This window comes from Burkholderia sp. 9779_493, from assembly GCF_015712215.1.
Classification (GTDB): Bacteria; Pseudomonadota; Gammaproteobacteria; order Burkholderiales; family Burkholderiaceae; genus Burkholderia; species Burkholderia cenocepacia.
In genome coordinates this window covers 164,103-182,049 of record NZ_JACCQA010000014.1, presented here as the reverse complement: position 1 = coordinate 182,049, position 17,947 = coordinate 164,103, and the positions used below count along the sequence as shown (strand labels likewise).

The 17,947-nt window shown below is 70.8% G+C and carries 17 protein-coding genes; 13 read left to right on the top strand and 4 right to left on the bottom strand.

Annotation, left to right across the window (positions count from 1 at the left end):
* Positions 1-3 precede the first annotated feature (3 nt).
* Positions 4-1,782 (top strand): glycoside hydrolase family 15 protein, encoded by a 1,779-nt coding sequence (locus H0X95_RS16920; RefSeq protein WP_059723094.1) that lies wholly within the window; start codon positions 4-6, stop codon positions 1,780-1,782.
* Between the two features lie 28 nt (positions 1,783-1,810).
* Here H0X95_RS16920 and H0X95_RS16915 read toward each other — a convergent pair whose 3' ends face one another.
* Positions 1,811-3,655 (bottom strand): thiamine pyrophosphate-requiring protein, encoded by a 1,845-nt coding sequence (locus tag H0X95_RS16915; protein WP_006482037.1) that lies wholly within the window; start codon positions 3,653-3,655, stop codon positions 1,811-1,813.
* Positions 3,656-3,786: 131 nt separating this feature from the next.
* Between H0X95_RS16915 and H0X95_RS16910 the strand changes: the two genes are divergently transcribed.
* The 9 genes from H0X95_RS16910 (at position 3,787) to H0X95_RS16870 (ending at position 11,317) form a co-directional block, all read left to right on the top strand.
* Positions 3,787-4,887 (top strand): enolase C-terminal domain-like protein, encoded by a 1,101-nt coding sequence (locus tag H0X95_RS16910; RefSeq protein ID WP_034203599.1) that lies wholly within the window; start codon positions 3,787-3,789, stop codon positions 4,885-4,887.
* A 19-nt stretch (positions 4,888-4,906) separates the two neighbouring features.
* Positions 4,907-5,758: a hypothetical protein gene (locus H0X95_RS16905; protein WP_059722929.1), complete on the top strand. Its 852-nt coding sequence runs from the start codon at positions 4,907-4,909 to the stop codon at positions 5,756-5,758.
* Positions 5,755-6,420, top strand: a complete 666-nt coding sequence (locus H0X95_RS16900) for a gluconate 2-dehydrogenase subunit 3 family protein (protein WP_006483455.1) — start codon at positions 5,755-5,757, stop codon at positions 6,418-6,420. The genes H0X95_RS16905 and H0X95_RS16900 overlap by 4 nt, the downstream gene beginning before the upstream one ends.
* Positions 6,407-8,077, top strand: coding sequence for a GMC family oxidoreductase (locus tag H0X95_RS16895; RefSeq protein ID WP_059722931.1), 1,671 nt, complete (start codon positions 6,407-6,409; stop codon positions 8,075-8,077). The genes H0X95_RS16900 and H0X95_RS16895 overlap by 14 nt, the downstream gene beginning before the upstream one ends.
* A 91-nt stretch (positions 8,078-8,168) precedes the next feature.
* Entirely contained in the window at positions 8,169-8,552 is a 384-nt protein-coding gene (gene copM / locus H0X95_RS16890; protein ID WP_006498267.1) for a CopM family metallochaperone, read from the top strand.
* Positions 8,553-8,678: 126 nt separating this feature from the next.
* Positions 8,679-9,419 (top strand): FRG domain-containing protein, encoded by a 741-nt coding sequence (locus H0X95_RS16885; protein ID WP_059722933.1) that lies wholly within the window; start codon positions 8,679-8,681, stop codon positions 9,417-9,419.
* Between the two features lie 150 nt (positions 9,420-9,569).
* Entirely contained in the window at positions 9,570-10,076 is a 507-nt protein-coding gene (locus H0X95_RS16880; protein ID WP_006483457.1) for a low affinity iron permease family protein, read from the top strand.
* A gap of 165 nt (positions 10,077-10,241) precedes the next feature.
* The gene (locus tag H0X95_RS16875) at positions 10,242-10,721 is read left to right on the top strand and encodes a BON domain-containing protein (protein ID WP_059723097.1); all 480 of its coding nucleotides are present in this window, start codon (positions 10,242-10,244) and stop codon (positions 10,719-10,721) included.
* A 113-nt stretch (positions 10,722-10,834) separates the two neighbouring features.
* The gene (locus H0X95_RS16870; RefSeq protein WP_006483456.1) at positions 10,835-11,317 is read left to right on the top strand and encodes a hypothetical protein; all 483 of its coding nucleotides are present in this window, start codon (positions 10,835-10,837) and stop codon (positions 11,315-11,317) included.
* On the opposite strand, the gene H0X95_RS16865 is transcribed toward H0X95_RS16870, so the two are convergent.
* Positions 11,292-11,765, bottom strand: a complete 474-nt coding sequence (locus tag H0X95_RS16865) for an NUDIX hydrolase (RefSeq protein WP_059722935.1) — start codon at positions 11,763-11,765, stop codon at positions 11,292-11,294. The two genes, H0X95_RS16870 and H0X95_RS16865, sit on opposite strands and share 26 nt — an antisense overlap.
* 196 nt (positions 11,766-11,961) lie before the next feature.
* Positions 11,962-12,165, bottom strand: coding sequence for a hypothetical protein (locus H0X95_RS16860; RefSeq protein ID WP_006483461.1), 204 nt, complete (start codon positions 12,163-12,165; stop codon positions 11,962-11,964).
* A 167-nt stretch (positions 12,166-12,332) separates the two neighbouring features.
* Here H0X95_RS16860 and H0X95_RS16855 point away from each other — a divergent pair, with 167 nt between their 5' ends.
* From H0X95_RS16855 to H0X95_RS16845, 3 genes are all read left to right on the top strand, one after another.
* Positions 12,333-13,721, top strand: coding sequence for an HlyD family secretion protein (locus tag H0X95_RS16855; protein WP_059722937.1), 1,389 nt, complete (start codon positions 12,333-12,335; stop codon positions 13,719-13,721).
* Between the two features lie 85 nt (positions 13,722-13,806).
* Positions 13,807-15,399, top strand: a complete 1,593-nt coding sequence (locus H0X95_RS16850) for a DHA2 family efflux MFS transporter permease subunit (RefSeq protein ID WP_059722939.1) — start codon at positions 13,807-13,809, stop codon at positions 15,397-15,399.
* 58 nt (positions 15,400-15,457) lie between these two features.
* Positions 15,458-17,050, top strand: a complete 1,593-nt coding sequence (locus H0X95_RS16845; protein WP_059723099.1) for an efflux transporter outer membrane subunit — start codon at positions 15,458-15,460, stop codon at positions 17,048-17,050.
* 67 nt (positions 17,051-17,117) lie between these two features.
* Here H0X95_RS16845 and H0X95_RS16840 read toward each other — a convergent pair whose 3' ends face one another.
* The gene (locus tag H0X95_RS16840; RefSeq protein WP_059722941.1) at positions 17,118-17,828 is read right to left on the bottom strand and encodes a response regulator; all 711 of its coding nucleotides are present in this window, start codon (positions 17,826-17,828) and stop codon (positions 17,118-17,120) included.
* Positions 17,829-17,947 lie beyond the last annotated feature (119 nt).

Here is a 17,947-nt window from a genome sequence, read left to right as displayed (position 1 = left end):
GCGATGCGGATCGAGGATTACGCGCTTGTCGGCGACGGACGCAGCGCGGCGCTCGTCGCGCGCGACGGCAGCATCGACTGGCTGTGCTGGCCGGACTTCGATTCGCCGCCGTGCTTCGCCGCGCTCGTCGGTACGCCGGACAACGGCCGGTTCCGGATCGCGCCGCGCGAGCACGATGCCCGCGCCACGCGTCGCTATCTGCCGGGCACCGCGATACTCGAAACGACGTTCGACACCTCGTCGGGCCGCATCACGCTCACCGACTGGATGAGCTGGAACGCGCCCGATCCATGCCTGATCCGCAGCGTGAAGGGCGAGCGCGGGACGGTCGACGTCGATATCGACCTCGGCGTGCGCTTCGACTACGGCAGCGCGCTGCCGTGGTGCCGGCGTTTCGGCCGGCGCTGGCGGATGATGACGGGCGGCGATGCGATGTGGCTCGACACGGATGCGCGGCTCGACGTGCAGAGCGACCGGCTGGTCGGCACGCGACGGATCGCGGCGGGCGAGCGGGGGGATTTCTGCATCAGTTACGCGCGTTCGTTCGACCCGGCGCCGGCCGTGCCCGACGCGTACGCGTCGCTGCGCGACACGCAGGCGTTCTGGCGCGTCTGGTCGGATTGCAACGCCGCCGAGGGCCCGCATCGCGACGCGATCGAGCGCGCACTGATCACGGTGAAACTGCTGTCGAGCCTGCGCACCGGCGGCATCGTCGCGGCGCCGACCAGTTCGTTGCCCGAGCGCTTCGGCGGCAAGCGCAACTGGGACTACCGGTTCTGCTGGTTGCGCGATGCGAGTTTTACGCTGCGCGCGCTGGTGCGCTGCGGCTATCGCGACGAAGCCGCGCGTTGGCGCGACTGGCTCGTGCGCGCGATCGCCGATCATCCGTCGCAACTGCAGGTGCTGTATGCGGCCGACGGCGGCCGGCGCGCGGCCGAGTGGGAAGCCGCGCATCTGGCCGGTTACGAAGGCGCGCAACCGGTGCGCTTCGGCAACGCGGCAGCCGACCAGTTGCAGCTCGACGTGTACGGCGAGGTGCTCGGGGCGCTGTACCAGGCGCGCCGGCACGGGCTGCCGCCCGACGACGACGCGTGGACGCTCGAACGGCGCCTGCTCGAACATCTCGCGACGATCTGGCGCGAGCCGGACGAAGGGATCTGGGAGGTGCGCAGCGGCCGGCATCCGTTCACGTCGTCGAAGGTGATGGTATGGGCCGCGGTCGAAAGCGCGTACCGTTCCGCGCGCGCATTCGGCCACCATGCACCGCTCGACGTGTGGCGGCGCTGGGCCGACGCGGTGCGCGCGGAGGTGCTCGAGCACGGTTATCACGCGCAATTGGGCCGCTTCGTCGATCGCTTCGACGGCGACGGCATCGACGTGAGCCTGCTGCTGATTCCGCTGACCGGGATGCTCGACGCGTCCGATCCGCGCGTGGTCGCGACGGTCGCCGCGATCGAGCGCGAACTGGTCGACGACGGCTTGCCGTTCCGCTATCGGCCGCCGCGTTTCGCGGACGGTTGCGAAGGCGACGAAGGCGCGTTTCTCGCGGCCGGCTTCTGGCTCGTGCAGGTGTACCGGATGCAGGGGCGCGACGGCGACGCGCACGCGCTGTTCGAGCGGCTGCTCGGCTTGCGCAACGACGTCGGGCTGCTGTCCGAGGAATACGACGTGCACACGCGGCGCCTGTGCGGGAATTTTCCGTTCACGCTCGCGCAGGTCGGGCTCGTGAATGCGGCGCTCGCGCTGCAGGGCGACGGGCGGGACGACGTCGACATCGGCTAGGATGACGCGCCGTCCGCGCGTGCGTTGCCTACGATTCGCCTTTCCCGCCCTTGCTGCCTTTGCCGGCCTTGTCGCCGTGTTCGCCGTTGCCGGGCAGCACGGCCGACAGCACCTGCCGCGCGGTCTCGACGATCACGTTGGCTTCGCGCGCGTCGCCCTTCACCAGCGTTTCGGCGAAATGCTTCGCCTGCTGCAGCGTCACGTGCGGCGGCAGCGGCGGCACCTCGGGGTCGCTCTTCACTTCGAGCACGACCGGCCGGTCGGACGCGAGCGCTTCGTCCCATGCGGCGCCGAGCTGTTCCGGATCGTCGACGTAGATGCCCTTGAGGCCGAGCAGCGTCGCGAAGCGGTAGTACGGCACGTTCGGGATCTGCTGCGACGCGTCGAACTTCGGGTCGCCTTCCATCACACGCTGCTCCCACGTGACCTGGTTCAGGTCCTCGTTGTTCAGCACCATGCAGATCCAGCGCGGGTCGGGCCACTGGCGCCAGTATTTGGCGACCGTGATCAGTTCGGCCATGTTGTTCATCTGCATCGCGCCGTCGCCGACCATCGCGATCACCGGGCGCACCGGGTGCGCGAATTTCGCGGCGATCGCGTACGGCACCGCGGCGCCCATCGACGCGAGCCCGCCGGACAACGACCCCATCATCCCGCGCCGCATCATCAGGTCGCGCGCATACCAGTTCGCGCAGGAGCCCGAATCGCTCGTCAGGATCACGTCGTCGGGCAGGCGCGGCGACAGCTCGGTAAACGCGCGCTGCGGGTTCACGCCGCGCCCCGCGCTGGCTTTCGCGGCCGCGCGGGCGGCGAGCGTCTCGTGCCAGTCGTGGTTCCATTTCGCGATCCGGTCGCGCCATGCGGTGTCGCGACGCTCGTTCAAGAGCGGCAGCAACGCGCGCAGCGTCTCGGCGCTGTCGCCGACGAGGTTGACCTCCATCGGGTAGCGCAAGCTGAGCATGTCGGCCTTCAGGTCGATCTGCACGCCGCGCGCCTGGCCTTCCTTCGGCAGGAATTCCGAATACGGAAAACCCGAGCCGACCACCAGCAGCGTGTCGCATTCGGTCATCAGCTCGTAGCTCGGCTTGGTGCCGAGCAGCCCGATCGAACCGGTGACCCACGGCAGGTCGTCCGGCAGCGCGGCCTTGCCGAGCAGCGCTTTCGCGGCGCCCGCGCCGAGCCGGTCGGCCACCGCGATGACCTCGTCGGTCGCCTTCAGCGCACCGGCGCCGACCAGCAGCGCGACTTTCGATCCCGCGTTGAGCACGTCGGCCGCGCGCCGCAGGTCGTCCGCATACGGCACGACTTTCGGCGCCGTGTAGCCGACCCCCGAATGCACGGTGCCGTGCGCGCGCTTCGGCGGCGCGTAGTCGAGCTCCTGCAGGTCGTTCGGCAGCACGAGCGCGGTGACCGTGCGCGCGCCGAGCGCGGTGCGCACCGCGCGATCGACCAGGTGACGCACCTGGCCGGGCACCGTCGCCAGCTGAACGAATGCACCCGCAACGTCCTTGTAAAGCGCCGGTAGATCCACTTCCTGCTGATAGTGGCCGCCGAGCGCCGCGCGCGCCTGCTGGCCGACGATCGCGAGCACCGGCATGTGGTCGAGCCGCGCGTCGTACAGGCCGGTCACGAGGTGCGCGGCGCCGGGGCCCGAGGTCGCGACGCATACGCCCAGCTCGCCTGTAAATTTTGCATGCGCGGACGCCATGAAGGCCGCCATCTCCTCATGGCGCGCCTGGATGAATTCGATCTTGCCGTCCGCGCGGTTCAGCGCGCCGAAAAAGCCGTTGATGCCGTCGCCCGGGTAGCCGTAGATGCGGCGCACGCCCCAGTCGTACAGCCGCTCGACGATGAAATCCGCCACTGTCGCCATGCCGTTTCTCCTTGGTTCGGGATGAGCCGATGCGAGGCTGCCGCGCAAGGCACGTGCCGCGCCGCAGAAGCCGGGCACAGCGGTTGCACGCCGCATCCGCAAGCAACACGCAAGCTGACCGGAGCGCAACGATGGCACTTTCCGCCGCGCCGGCGATCGACGACGTGCGCGCCCGCGCGTACCGCGTGCCGACCGACCGGCCCGAAGCAGACGGCACATACGCATGGACCGCGACGACGGTCGTCGTCGTCGAGATCGACGCGGGGCCCGTGACGGGGCTCGGCTATACGTACACGGACGCGAGCGCCGTGCCGCTCGTGACGTCGCTGCTGGCCGGCGTGCTGCGCAACCGGCCGGTGGTGGACATCCCGGCCGCCGTCGACGCGCTGTGGCGCGCGGTGCGCAACGTCGGCCGCGGCGGAATCGCGGCGACCGCGATCTCGGCGCTCGACGCCGCGTTGTGGGACGCAAAGGCAAAACTCGCCGACGTGCCGCTCGCGCTGCTGCTCGGCCGCTTGCGCGAGCGCGTGCCGGTGTACGGCAGTGGCGGTTTCACGACTTACGATGCGCCGACGCTCGCCGCGCAGCTCGACGGATGGCGCGCCGGGCACGTGCGCGCGTGCAAGATCAAGATCGGCGTGGACGATGCGCGCGATCCGTCGCGCGTGCGCGCGGCGCGCGATGCGCTCGGGCCGGGCGTCGACCTGTTCGTCGATGCGAACGGCGCGTATGCGCCGCGCACCGCGCTCGCGTTCGCGCAGGCCGCCGCCGATTGCGACATCCGCTGGTTCGAGGAGCCCGTCAGCAGCGACGACGTCGACGGGCTGCGGTTCGTGCGCGAGCACGTCGGCGCGCGGGTCGACATCGCCGCCGGCGAGTACGCGTATACGCCCGACGATTTCCGGCGCTTGCTGGAAGGCCGCGCGGTCGACGTGCTGCAGGCCGACGCGACGCGCTGCGGCGGCGTCAGCGGCTTTCTCGCGGCCGCCGCGCTTGCCGATGCGCATCACGTCGACCTGTCCGCGCATTGCGCACCCGCGCTGCACCGGCACATCGGATGCGCGGCGGCGCGCCTGCGCCACATCGAATGGTTTCACGATCACGTGCGCATCGAGCGGATGCTGTTCGACGGCGCGCCGATGCTCGTCGACGGCGCGCTCGAGATCGACGCGACGCGCGCCGGGCTCGGCCTCGAATTGCGCGCCGCCGATCTGCTGGATCTCGCGCTTTGAATCCCGACCAGGAGGAACGATGCGACACCCCCGACATCGCGCCGCCGAGCGCGACAGGTTGCTCGCCGACGCCGCGCGGCTGCTGAACCGCAGCGCGCTGCTGCTGGCCGGCTCGGTGCTCGCGGACAGCGGCGTCGAGCACTATCGCGGCACCTTTCACAATCGCGCGATGCTCGCGCCGCTCGCGATGTCGACGCTGTCGGTGATCGCGAGCGTGCACGGCCACGCGGACGACACGCCCGTGCGCCACCGGCTGCGCGACGCGGTGCACGTCGCAGCGGCCGCGGTCGGCGTCGCCGGTTCCGCGTTCCACCTGTACAACGTGACGAAGCGACCGGGCGGGTTCAGCTGGCACAACCTGTTCTATGGCGCGCCGCTCGGTGCGCCGTTCGCGCTGCTGCTGTCGGGCGCGCTGGGGGCGGCGGGCGAGCGGCTGCGCGAGAGCCCGGCCGACGCGCCGCGGCTCGCCGGACTGCCGGCCGGGCGCGCGCTGGCCGGGCTCGTCGCGGCGGGGCTCGTCGGCACGCTCGGTGAAGTCGGGCTGCTGCATTTTCGCGGCGCCTTCCAGCATCGCGCGATGTTCGCGCCGCTCGTCGTGCCGCCGGTGGCCGCACTGGCGACCGCGCAGCTCGCGCTGTCGCGTCCGCGCGCCGACCGGCGGTTCTGCCGCGGCTGGCTGCGCGCGACGGCCGTGCTCGGGCTCGTCGGCGTCGCGTTTCATGTGCGCGGCGTCGCGCGGCAGATGGGCGGCTGGCGCAACTGGTCGCAGAACCTGCTGTCGGGCCCGCCGCTGCCGGCGCCGCCGAGCTTCACCGCGCTCGCGATCGCGGGGCTCGCCGCGACCGCGCTCGCCGAACGGGAGGCGCCATGAGCGATACGAACCGCAACGCGGTCGCGCTGCCGCGCTATCCGGGCTACGACGTGCTCGCCAAGCGCGACACGCCATCGTGGAACGATGCGACGCGGCGCGCAATCGATGCGCGCCTGCGTGTCGCGGCCCATGCGCCACGCTATCTGGATGCCGAACGATTCGCGACGCTCGGCGCGTTGTGCGCGCGCATCGTCCCGCAGCAGCCGGGCGGCGCGGGCGCGATCCCGACCGCGGCCTTGGTCGACGCGCGGCTCGCGGCCGACGACGGCGACGGCTATCGCGATGCGCGCCTTCCGCCGCTGCGCGTCGCGTGGCAGACGGGTCTCGCCGCGCTCGACGCGATGGCGCGGCACGCGCATGGTTGCCCGTTCGCGGCGCTCGGCGCGCGCGACGCCGATGCGTTGCTGCACGCGGTACAGCAAGGCGACGTCGACCGGCAGCTGGAACCGGCGTGGGACGGCATGGACCCGCGCACGTTCTTCACGAAGCGCGTGCTGATGGACGTCTGCGGCGCGTACTACGGCCATCCGTTCGCGTGGAACGAGATCGGCTTCGGCGGACCCGCGAGCCCGCGCGGCTACGTGCGGATGGACTTCAACCGACGCGACCCGTGGGAAGCGGACATGCGCATGGAGGAGGGCGATCGCGATGGCCGCCGATGAACCGCTGTCCGCCCCGACGCCGCGCGGCCGCGACGGCCGTGCGCCCGATCCGCTGCGGGTCGGCGGCTGGTCGCCGATGCGGATGTTCCGCGACGACGATGAGGTCGACTTCGTGATCGTCGGCACCGGCGCGGGCGGCGGCACGCTCGCGTGCAAGCTCGCCGAATACGGCTTTTCGGTCGTCGCGCTCGACGCGGGTGCATGGTGGCGGCCGCTCGAGGAATTCGCGTCGGACGAGACGCATCAGCACAAGCTGTTCTGGACCGACGAGCGGATCTGCGACGGCGCCGATCCGCTCACGCTCGGCACCAACAACAGCGGCCGGGCGATCGGCGGCAGCACGGTGCACTTCGCGATGGTGTCGCTGCGGTTCAGGCCCGAGTGGTTTCGCTCGCGCAGCGCGCTCGGCTACGGCGTCGACTGGCCGCTCGACTGGCGCGAGATGTGGCGCTACTACCGCGAGGTCGAACAGGCGTTGAAGATCAGCGGGCCGGTGAATTACCCGTGGGGTCCGCCGCGGCCGCGCTATCCGTATCGCGCGCATGAACTGAACGCGGCCGCGCTCGTGCTCGCACGCGGCGCGGAGGCAATGGGCATCGACTGGACGCCGACGCCGCTCGCGACGCTGTCCGCGCCGCGCGGCCGCGCGCATCCGTGCGTGTATCGCGGCTTCTGCATCGCCGGCTGCGCGACCAACGCGAAACAGAGCGCGCTCGTCACGTGGATTCCGCGCGCGGTCGCGGCCGGCGCCGAGGTGCGCGATCTCGCGATGGCGCTGCGGATCGAGGCCGAAGGCGATCGCGCGACCGGCGTGCACTACCGGCGCGACGGCCGCACGCATTTCCAGCGCGCGCGCAACGTCGTCGTCGCCGGTTACGCGATCGAGACGCCGCGCCTGCTGCTGCTGTCCGCGAACGGGCGGCATCCGCAGGGGCTCGCGAACCGTTCGGGCCTCGTCGGCCGCTATCTGATGGCGCAGCTCAACCAGGCGTCGTGGGGGACGATGGACGACGAAGTGCGCTGGTACAAGGGCCCGCCGTCGCTGTCGATCACCGAGCACTGGAACTACGCGGACGAAGGCAAGGATTTCTTCGGCGGCTACTGCTGGATGAGCCAGGGGCCGCTGCCGATCGAATGGGCGCGCAAGGTCGCCGCGCGCGGGCTGTGGGGCGATGCGCTGAAGCGCGAGATGGCGCGCTACAACTTCCAGGCCGGCCTGAAGATCGTCGGCGAGACGCTGCCGCGCGCGGACAACCGCGTGACGCTCGCCGACGAACGCGACGCGTTCGGGCTGCCGGTCGCGCGCGTCACCTATTCGTACGACGACAACGATCGCCGGATGATTCGCCATGCGCTCGCGCAGATGGGCCGTTCGCTGGAAGCGGCCGGCGCGCGCGACGTCTGGCACGAGGAGGACGACACGTGCCATCTCGCCGGCACCGTGCGGATGGGCGACGACCCGGCGACGAGCGTCGTCGATGCCGATTGCCGCAGCTGGGACATCCCGAACCTGTGGGTGTGCGACGGCTCGGTGTTTCCGACCGTCGGCGGCGTGAATCCATCGCTGACGATCCAGGCGATCGCGTGCCGCACCGCCGACCGCATCCGCGCGCTGGTCGCGCGCGGCGACGCGCATGCGCGTGCGCGATGGCGGTGACGCGTGCCGCGCGGCCTCCGTCGTCGCGATGCGTGCGAACGAGAGGAGAGCCGCACGCGAACCGTTCAATCTCTTAGCGAGGATTCGTCTCATGTCTGCATTCAACCGTTCATCCCTGCGCCGCGGTGCCGCCTGCACCCTGCTGGCCGTGTGCGCGTCGGCGCTGCCCGCGGCGGCGCAGTTGCGTCCCGCCAATCCGGCCAGCGTGCCGGATTCATCCACGCAGGCATTCAAGCGTGCCGACCGCAAGATGATGGAAGCGATGGAAAGCGCCCCGTACACGGGCGACGCCGATCGCGATTTCGTCTCGCACATGGCGCCGCATCACCAGGGCGCGATCGACATGGCGCAGGTCGAGCTGAAATACGGCAAGGACCCGACGCTGCGGCAGCTCGCGAGCCGGATCGTCGCCGCGCAGCGCGACGAGATCGCGCTGATGGAACGCTGGCAGAAGGAGCACGGCAAGACGCCGTGAATCGCGGGGCGGGACGGGATGCGCGGTCGGCCGTACCGGCGGCTGCGCATCCGGTCAGCGGCGACAGCGGACACGTGCCGACGCGACGGCGGCGCGTACCGGCAACCGCGACAGGAGGGGTGATGGATGGACGGTGAACGCGACGCGGCAGATCGCTCGATCGACAGCGTGGCCGACTACATGGCCGCGATCGGCGCGCAGCGGCAGACGATGGCGCTGCGCCTCTTTCGCGGCCAGTGCAATGCCGGCTGGCCGCTCGTGCCGGGCATCGCGCGACAGCGCGCGTCGCCCGACGTCGAAGCGCGGATGCTCGACGAATTCACGCGGCGCGCGCTGCCGCACCTGGAACCCGGACAGAACCTCGATGCGTGCGACTGGCTCGCGCTCGCGCAGCAGCACGGGATGCGCACACGGCTGCTCGACTGGTCCGGCAACGCGCTCGCCGCTCTGTGGTTCGCGGTCAGGCGCGCGGGCGAAGCGGGCGGCGACGGCGTGGTGTGGTGCCTCGCGCACGACGCCGACGACATCGCGACCGCCGCCGAGCGGCGCGCCCCGCTGGAAGTCACGCGCACCAAGGTGTTCCGGCCGCGTCACGTGATGCCGCGGATCACCGCGCAGGACGGCTGGTTCACGATTCACGGCTACGACGCCGGCGCCGAGCGCTTCGTGCCGCTCGACGAGCATGCGGATTTCGCCGGCCGCCTCATCCGCATCGTCGTGCCGGGCGCGCGGTTCGCGACGATCCGGCAGGAACTCGCCGGTGTCGGCGTGAGCGTCGCGACGATCTTTCCGGATCTCGACGGCATCGCGCAGCTGACCGACACGCGCTATTTCCCGGACGACGAGGACACGCACGCGCCGCGGTAAAGCCGCCGCCGCACGGGCACGCGCGATGCTTGTTTCGACGGCGCGCACACGGGACCGGCCCCCGAGCGGCCCTGCATGCGTCCGGTTCGCGGCGGGCGGCGACGCGGTTCATGCGCACATTCCAACCAACCATCGAATCCGGAGGCTGTCATGCGCGAACCCAACGAACCACCGAGCGACCGTCGCGACACGGCGTGCAAGCCCGGCGCCGGTTCCGCGCCGAGCGGGCACGCGGTCACCCGCGCGTTCGAACGTTTCGCGTCGGGCGTGACGACCTGGGCCGGCTCGCCGGTCGCGTTCGGCAGTGCGGTCGCCATCACCGTGCTGTGGCTCGTGAGCGGGCCCGTGTTTCACTACTCCGACGCATGGCAGTTGGTGATCAATACCGGCACCACGATCATCACGTTCCTGATGGTGTTCCTGCTGCAGCGCAACCAGAACCGCGACAGCGTGGCGCTGCACCTGAAGCTCGACGAATTGCTCGCGGTCACGCGCGCGGCGAGCGACCGGCTGATCGGGATCGAGGATGCGTCGGAGGAGGAATTGCGCGCGCTGGCGCAGACCTACGTCGAAATGGCGCAGCGCGCGGCCGAGCGCGGCGAGGACGAGCCGGGCGGCACACGCGCGGAAACGGCCGATACGCCGCCCGAATCCTGATCGCTTGATCGCGCGATGCGCGGCCCGATGATTTTTCAAACGCTTGTCGTTTCCGGCGTCGCATCGCGGCAGACCGGCGTGCCCATGACGCTCGCAGCGGGGAACGGCACGTGCTGCAACCCGAAACGAAGCCCGGTCGTTCCGGGTATTGCCTACGGTGCTTCCATGAACTCCAGAACCCCTTCGAATCCGCTGTTGAATCTTGCGGTGGCCGTCGCCTGCGGCGCGGCCGCGATGTACTTTCTCGATCCGTCGTCCGGCCGGCGCCGGCGCGCGTATCTGCGCGACAAGGCGGTTGCGGGCCGGCATGGCGTGGCCGATTATGCGAATACGCAGGCGAAGCGGGCGGCCGACCATGCGCGCGGCGCGATCGCCGGCCTGCGGGCGGACTGGCTCGCGGGCGATGCGAGCGACGCGCAGGTCGCCGAGCGCGTGCGTGCGGCGCTCGGCCGGCTCGTCGGTCGCCCGCGCGACATCGACGTGAGCGTCGAGCGCGGCAACGTGTGCCTGACCGGACAGGTCGAGGAGGCCGAAAGGCAGGCGCTGATCGACGGCGTCGCCGCGCTGCATGGCGTGCATCACGTCGAGGACGCGATGGGCGCGCGCAGCGAATACAAGGCGCCGCCCGGCGGCCATTCGCACTGACGCGGCCGCGGCTGCCCGCACCGGCGGGGGCCGGTGAACGACTACGACACGCATTCGGCGCACGCACGGCTGCCGGCACGACGGCAGCCTGGCGCCCCAACCGGAGCAAGCCCATGACCGACCGCCAACCCCCCGATACGACGCCTCCGCATCCGGAGCCCGGCGCGCACGACGCGCTCGAACACCTGCTCGGCAGCCTGCATCGACACGGCTTCCTGCGTTTCGCGAACGAGGTCGTCACGGCGAACGCGCGGCTGGCCGACACGTTCGTCGACGTGCTCGACAAGCCCGGCATGCAGAGCGGCATGCAGAATCTCGCGATGCTCGTGACGGCGCTGTCGCGCATTCCGCCGGAACAGTTCGGTCGCGCCGCGTTCGCGGCGGCCGACGCGCTGCATCACGTGGGCGCCTGGCAGCCGGCGCAGCATGAGCATGTCGCGCCCGGCGTGCGCGGCGTCTATCGGCTGCTGCACGACGAGGCGCTGTGGGAGGCGTTGACGCCGCTGCTCGAAGGACTGAAAGTCTTCGCGCAAGGGCTCGCGCGTGATGCGCAGCCGCCGGTCGCCGGGCTCAACGAGGCGACGAAAGACGCTTGACCGGCGCCGGTGACAGGCCGCACGCGGCGCACAGGTCCGCGAACTGGCGGATGATGCGCTGCGTCGGCGCGCTCGCCGGCCAGTGCGGCACCGCGTCGATGCCGACCCAGCGGCACAGCGCGATTTCCCGGCCCGGGCATGCGTGCGCGCCGCGCGGCAGGCTCGCGACGAACACGTGATGGCGTTTCACGCTGCCGTCCACGTAGAAGAAATACGCGAGTTCGAGATCGACGAGCCCCGTTTCCTCCCGAAGCTCGCGATGCGCGGCGTCGAGCGCCGATTCGCCGCGCCGAATCACGCCGCCCGGCAGCGTCCAGCGCGACGACGGCCGTCGGGCGACCAGCAGCACGCGCTGGTTGCGATGGCAGATGATCGTTGCGCGTTCTTTCGCCAGCGGCGCCAGCGGCACCGCGCGAACAGGGAAATCGGACGGGTCGGGGGGCGTCATGCAGGGCAGGCGACGGGTGAATGAAAGATCCATTACCCGGTACAGCAACCTGCATTCCTGCTTCGCCGCCGCGCCTGCCGGCGCGTGAGCGTTTCGGGGCTGCGTGCCGGCGGGCGTCCGCGATTTTTCAACGGCTTGTCATTTATGCCGCCGCCTGTCGCGGCCGACCGCGCGCGCGGTGCGGCGCAATGCGCGGCTAGCGCGCGTCTTCGCGCTTGCGGGATGGTGCGCGATCCTGCGGCGTGCCGTTTTCCGGCTCGTCCGGCTTGCCTTCGGCGGGATCGTGCGCGCTGCGCGGCGGCGGCGTGGCCGTGCCGGGGCGTTTGCCTTCGGGACCGGGCGTGCTGTTGCCGCGATCTTCGTCGCGCGTGTCGGTGTCGAGTGAGGTCGAGCGTGTCATGGTTCGCGAGTCCTGTCGGGGCCGTCGAAACGTACGCGTCGCGCATCGGGCGTGCCGGTCGGCTGGAACCAAGCCGAACCACCTTGCCGGGCCCGCTGTTTGCTTGATCGCGCGCTTGAGGTCCGTGCGGGCAATGACGCCCGCGGCCGCCGCCCGGAGTCCCGTTCATGCCCGATGCGATCCTGTGCCCGTTGTCCGTTCGTGAGCGATTTGGCGTCGCGGTCCGGCGCGCGCTGACGCCCGGACCGCGCGGCACCGGCGCGCCTGACGCGTTCGTGTCGGCGGCGGCCGGTGCCGCCCTGTCGACGCCGCTGCACGTGCGCTGGCCGACCGTGGTCGCGCGCGCAGGCGATGGGCCGTCCGGTGGCGGCAGCGGCGCGGGCCCCGCGCCGGGCCGCAACGACGGCGAGCACCCGACCGACGCGCCGGGCGGCGGCGGTGGCGACGACCATCCGCACGACGATCGCGGCGGTCGCACCGGCGGAGACGGAGACGGCAACGACGGCGAAGGCGAACGCAAGCGACCCGGCAAGAAAACGCTGATCATCCTCGGCGCGGTGCTGATCGTGCTGCTCGTCGGCGGCCTCGTCTGGTGGCTCGCGACGCGCAACCAGGAAAGCACCGACGATGCGTACACCGACGGCAACGCGATCGCGGTCGCGCCGCACGTGTCCGGCTACGTGACGCGGCTGGCGGTCGACGACAACACCTTCGTGCGGCGCGGCGACGTGCTCGTCGAGATCGATCCGCGCGACTACCGCGCGCAGGTCGACGCGGCGCAGGCGCAGCTCGGCCTCGCCCAGGCCCAGCTGGATGCGGCGCGCGTGCAGCTCGACATCGCACGCGTGCAGTATCCGGCCCAGTACCGGCAAGCGCGCGCGCAGATCGAATCGGCGGAAGCCGCGTACCGGCAGGCGCTCGCCGCGCAGGCGCGGCAACGCGCGGTCGATGCGCGCGCAACCTCGCAGCAGGCGATCGATGCGGCCGACGCGCAGCGCGCGACCGCCGACGCGAACGTCGCGATGGCCCAGGCGCAGGCGCGCACCGCGAGCCTCGTGCCGCAGCAGATCCGGCAGGCCGAGACGGCCGTCGAGGAGCGCCGCCAGCAGGTGTTGCAGGCGCGCGCGCAGCTCGAGACGGCCAACCTGAACCTGTCGTACTGCGAAATGCGTGCGCCGTCCGACGGCTGGGTCACGCGGCGCAACGTGCAACTGGGCTCGTTCCTGCAACCGGGCACGTCGATCTTCTCGATCGTCACGCCGCGCGTGTGGATCACCGCGAATTTCAAGGAGTCGCAGCTCGAACGGATGCGCATCGGCGACCGCGTCGACGTGTCGGTCGACGCGTATCCCGATCTCGACCTGCACGGCCACGTCGACAGCATCCAGCTCGGCAGCGGCTCGCGCTTCTCCGCGTTCCCCACCGAGAACGCGACCGGCAACTTCGTGAAGATCGTGCAGCGCGTGCCGGTGAAGATCGTGCTCGACGGCCCGCTGCCGACCCGTCCGCCGCTCGGTCTCGGCCTGTCGGCCGTGCCGACCGTTCACCTGAAATGACCGGCCGCCGCGCCGCGGCCGGTGTCGACCGGAGCGATCCGATGCCCGATACCCGCACGTCATTCCCGTTTCGCGAGGCCCGCCGATGAACCGGCCGCCCGAGCGCAACGGCGCGTCCGGCGGCACATGGCGACCCGCCGCGAACCCGTGGCTCATCGCGATCGTCGTCACGCTCGCCGCGTTCATGGAAGTACTCGACACCACGATCGTCAACGTCGCGCTGCCGCACATCGCCGGCACGATGTCGGCGAGCTACGACGAGGCGACCTGGACACTCACGTCGTACCTCGTCGCGAACGGCATCGTGCTGCCGATTTCGGGCTTCCTCGGGCGCCTGCTCGGCCGCAAGCGCTACTTCCTGCTGTGTATCGCCGCGTTCACCGTGTGCTCGTTCCTGTGCGGCGTCGCGACCAACCTTGGCGAACTGATCGTGTTCCGCGTGCTGCAGGGGCTGTTCGGCGGCGGGCTGCAGCCGAACCAGCAGTCGATCATCCTCGATACGTTTCCGCCGGAGCAGCGCAACCGCGCGTTCTCGATCTCGGCGATCGCGATCGTCGTCGCGCCGGTGCTCGGGCCGACGCTCGGCGGCTGGATCACCGACCATTTCTCGTGGCGCTGGGTGTTCCTGCTCAACGTGCCGATCGGCGCGCTGACCGTGCTCGCGGTGATGCAGCTCGTCGAGGATCCGCCGTGGCGGCGCGACGCCGAACGCGGAATCTCCATCGACTACATCGGCATCGGGCTGATCGCGATCGGGCTCGGCTGCCTGCAGGTGATGCTCGATCGCGGCGAGGACGAGGACTGGTTCGGTTCGAACTTCATCCGCATCTTCGCGGTGCTGTCCGCGCTCGGGCTGATCGGCGCGACGCTGTGGCTGCTGCGCACGAAGAAGCCGGTGGTCGACCTGTCGTGCCTGCGCGACCGCAATTTCGCGCTCGGCTGCGTGACGATCGCGACGTTCGCGGCCGTGCTGTACGGCAGCGCGGTGATCGTGCCGCAGCTCGCGCAGCAGCATCTCGGCTACACGGCGACGCTCGCGGGGCTCGTGCTGTCGCCCGGCGCGCTGCTGATCACGCTCGAGATTCCGCTCGTGAGCCGGCTGATGCCGCACGTGCAGACGCGCTATCTCGTCGGGTTCGGCTTCGTGCTGCTGTGCGGCGCGCTGATCTATTCGCGCACGCTGGTGCCGAACATCGATTACACGCACCTCATGATGATTCGCTGCGCGCAGTCGCTCGCGATCGGCTTCATGTTCGTGCCGATTACGACGCTCGCGTACCTGACCGTGCCGCAGCGGCTCAACGACGACGCGTCCGCGCTGTTCACGATGTTCCGCAACGTCGCGGGCTCGATCGGCATCTCGGTGTCGACCGCGCTGATCCGCGAACGCACGCAGGCGCGCATGGCGCATCTGTCCACGCACATGTCGACGCTGTCGCAGAACTTCCAGGATGCGCTGCAGGAGAATGCGCGCGCGATCGGCGGGCTGACGGGCGCGCCGCCGTCGGCCGCATTGCAGACGGCCGGCGGGCGGCTGTACGAGACCTTCATCGCGCAAGCGACGATCCTTGCGTATATCGACGTGTTCGCGATCCTCGCGGTGTTCTGCGCGTTCAGCATTCCGCTGACGTTCCTGTTCTCGCCGGCGAAGGCCGCGCGCGCCGCGGGAGGGCATTGAGATGAACGCACGTCGGGACAACCGCAATCGCCGCGTGATTCGCAGCCTCGTGCGCCGCATGGTGACGATCTTCACCGGATGCGCGGTGGTCGCAAGCTGCACCGTCGGGCCCGACTACCAGCCGCCGCACGCGGACGTGCCGGACACCTGGCATGCGATGCGGGCGGACGGACAGGCGGCGTCTCCCGCGTCGGACGCGGCCGCACGGTCGTCGCCGACGGTCGACGCCGATCCCGATCCGCGCTGGTGGCGCGCGTTCGGCGATCCGCTGCTCGACCGGCTCGTCGAGCGCGCGGCGCACGACAACCTCGACGTGCAGGCGGCCGTGCTGCGCATCGCTCAGGCACGCGCGCAGGTTCGCGCGGCCGCCGCGCAAGGTTTGCCGGACGTGCGGGCGACCGCCAGCTATCAGCGCGAACAGCTCGGCCTGAAAGGCATCGTCGAGGAACAGGGCATCGACCAGCGCGTCGATCGTCTCGGCGCGCCGGGCTCGCCGCTCGACCGGTTCGGGCCGGGCACCGGCGCGCGCGTGCAGCAGGGCGCGCGTAGCGCGATCGATGCGCTCGAGGCGCCGGTCAACCTGTGGCAGGCCGGCTTCGACGCGTCGTGGGAGCTGGACCTGTTCGGGCGCGTGCGCCGCTCGGTCGAAGCGGCCGGCGCGCAGACGAGCGCGGCGATCGCGAGCCGCGACGACGCGCTGCTGTCGCTCGAGGCGGAGGTCGCGCAGACCTATCTGCAACTGCGCGGCGCGCAAGCCCAGCGCGCGCTGGCCGACGACCTGCAACGCGCGCAGCGCGAACTGCTCGACCTGACGCGCGAGCAGGCCGCGCACGGTCTCGCGAGCGATCTCGACGTGCGCAGCGCCGACGCGCGGCTCGCACAGATCCGCGCGCAACTGCCGCAGTTCGACCAGCAGATCGTGCTGCTGCGCAACGGTCTCGCGTATCTGGTCGGCGGCGCGCCGGGCGCGCTCGACGACTGGCTCGACGCGCCGCGCGCGTTGCCGGACGTGCCGCCGACCGTGCCCGTCGGCCTGCCGTCGACGCTCGCGCGCCGGCGCCCCGACATCCGCCGCGCGGAAGCCGAACTGCATGCGGCCACCGCCGACGTCGGCGTCGCGGTCGCGCAGTTCTATCCGGACATCTCGTTGACCGGGCAAGTCGGGTTGCGTGCGTCGCACGTGCGCGAGCTCGCGCACTGGTCGCACCTGTTCTATTCGTTCGGGCCGGCCATCTCGCTGCCGATCTTCTCCGGCGGGCAGCTCGTGTCGAACCTGAGGCTGTCGCAGGCGCGCCAGGCCGAGGCGGCGCTCGCCTACCGGCAGGCGGTGCTCGTCGCGCTGCGCGACGTCGACAATGCACTGGCCGTGTACCGCACCGACCAGGCGCGCGCGGCCGCGCTCGACGATGCGGTGAAGGCCGAACAGGGCGCGCTGGACCTCGCGCGCGATCGCTACCGGAAAGGCTTGTCGCCGTTCCTCGACGTGCTGGACGCCGAGCGGCAATGGTCGGAGGGGCGGCAGCAGGCGCAGCAGGGCGCGTTGCAGACGACGACCGATCTCGTCGCGCTGTACAAGGCGCTCGGCGGCGGATGGCAGGCGGAGCCGGGCACGCGTGCGAATCCGGATGCCGGTACGGCCCGCGCGCAATAGCCGCGAACGCACGCCGGACATCGCGGGCCCCGCTCGCGCCACGCCGCTCGCCGGCCCGCACGCGGCGTCAATCCCACGCGTGCTTGCTGAACTGATAGCCCTTGGAGCGGATCGTCTTGATCCGTTTCGGTTCGGCCGCATCGTCGCGCAGCTTGCGGCGCAGCTTCGAGATGCGACCGTCGATCGACCGGTCGAGGCCGTCGAACGCGATGCCGCGCAGCAGCAGCGTCAGGTCTTCGCGGCTGACCACCTCGCCCGCGCGGCACACGAGCGCCCACAGCAGGTCGAATTCGGTCGACGTCAGGCGCGGCGTGCTGCCGTCGGGAAGATGCACGCGGCGATCGGCCCGGTCGATCGAGAATTTGCCGAACACGTATCGCTGCGGCGAATCCGGCGCGGGCTCGCCCGCCGGCACGCGCGTGCGCCGCAACTGCGCCTTGATCCGCGCGAGCAGCAGCCGCGGCTCGACCGGCTTGCGGAGAAAGTCGTCCGCGCCGAGTTCCAGGCCGAGCAATTCGTCGAACGGTTCGTCGCGGCCGGTCACCATGATCACGATGCCGTCGTACTGCATGCGCGCCTCGCGGCAGATCTCGAAGCCGTCCTTGCCCGGCAGGTTGACGTCGAGCAGCACGAGGTCGGGGCGGTTCGCGACGATCGCCGGCACTGCGCCGGCGCCGTCGAACAGCGTGTCCACCTGGTAATGATGCTGGCGCAGATAGTCGGCGATCAGCGCGGACAGCGGGACGTCGTCTTCGACGAGCAGGATTCGGATGGGCATCGCTAAACGAAGGGGGCAAAACGGGAAGGTGGCGAGCGGTCAGGCCCAGTCCGAACGCGTCGTAGCCGAAGCGACGTGGATGATACTGCGCAACATTCCGGTGGAATGTGGCGAAATCT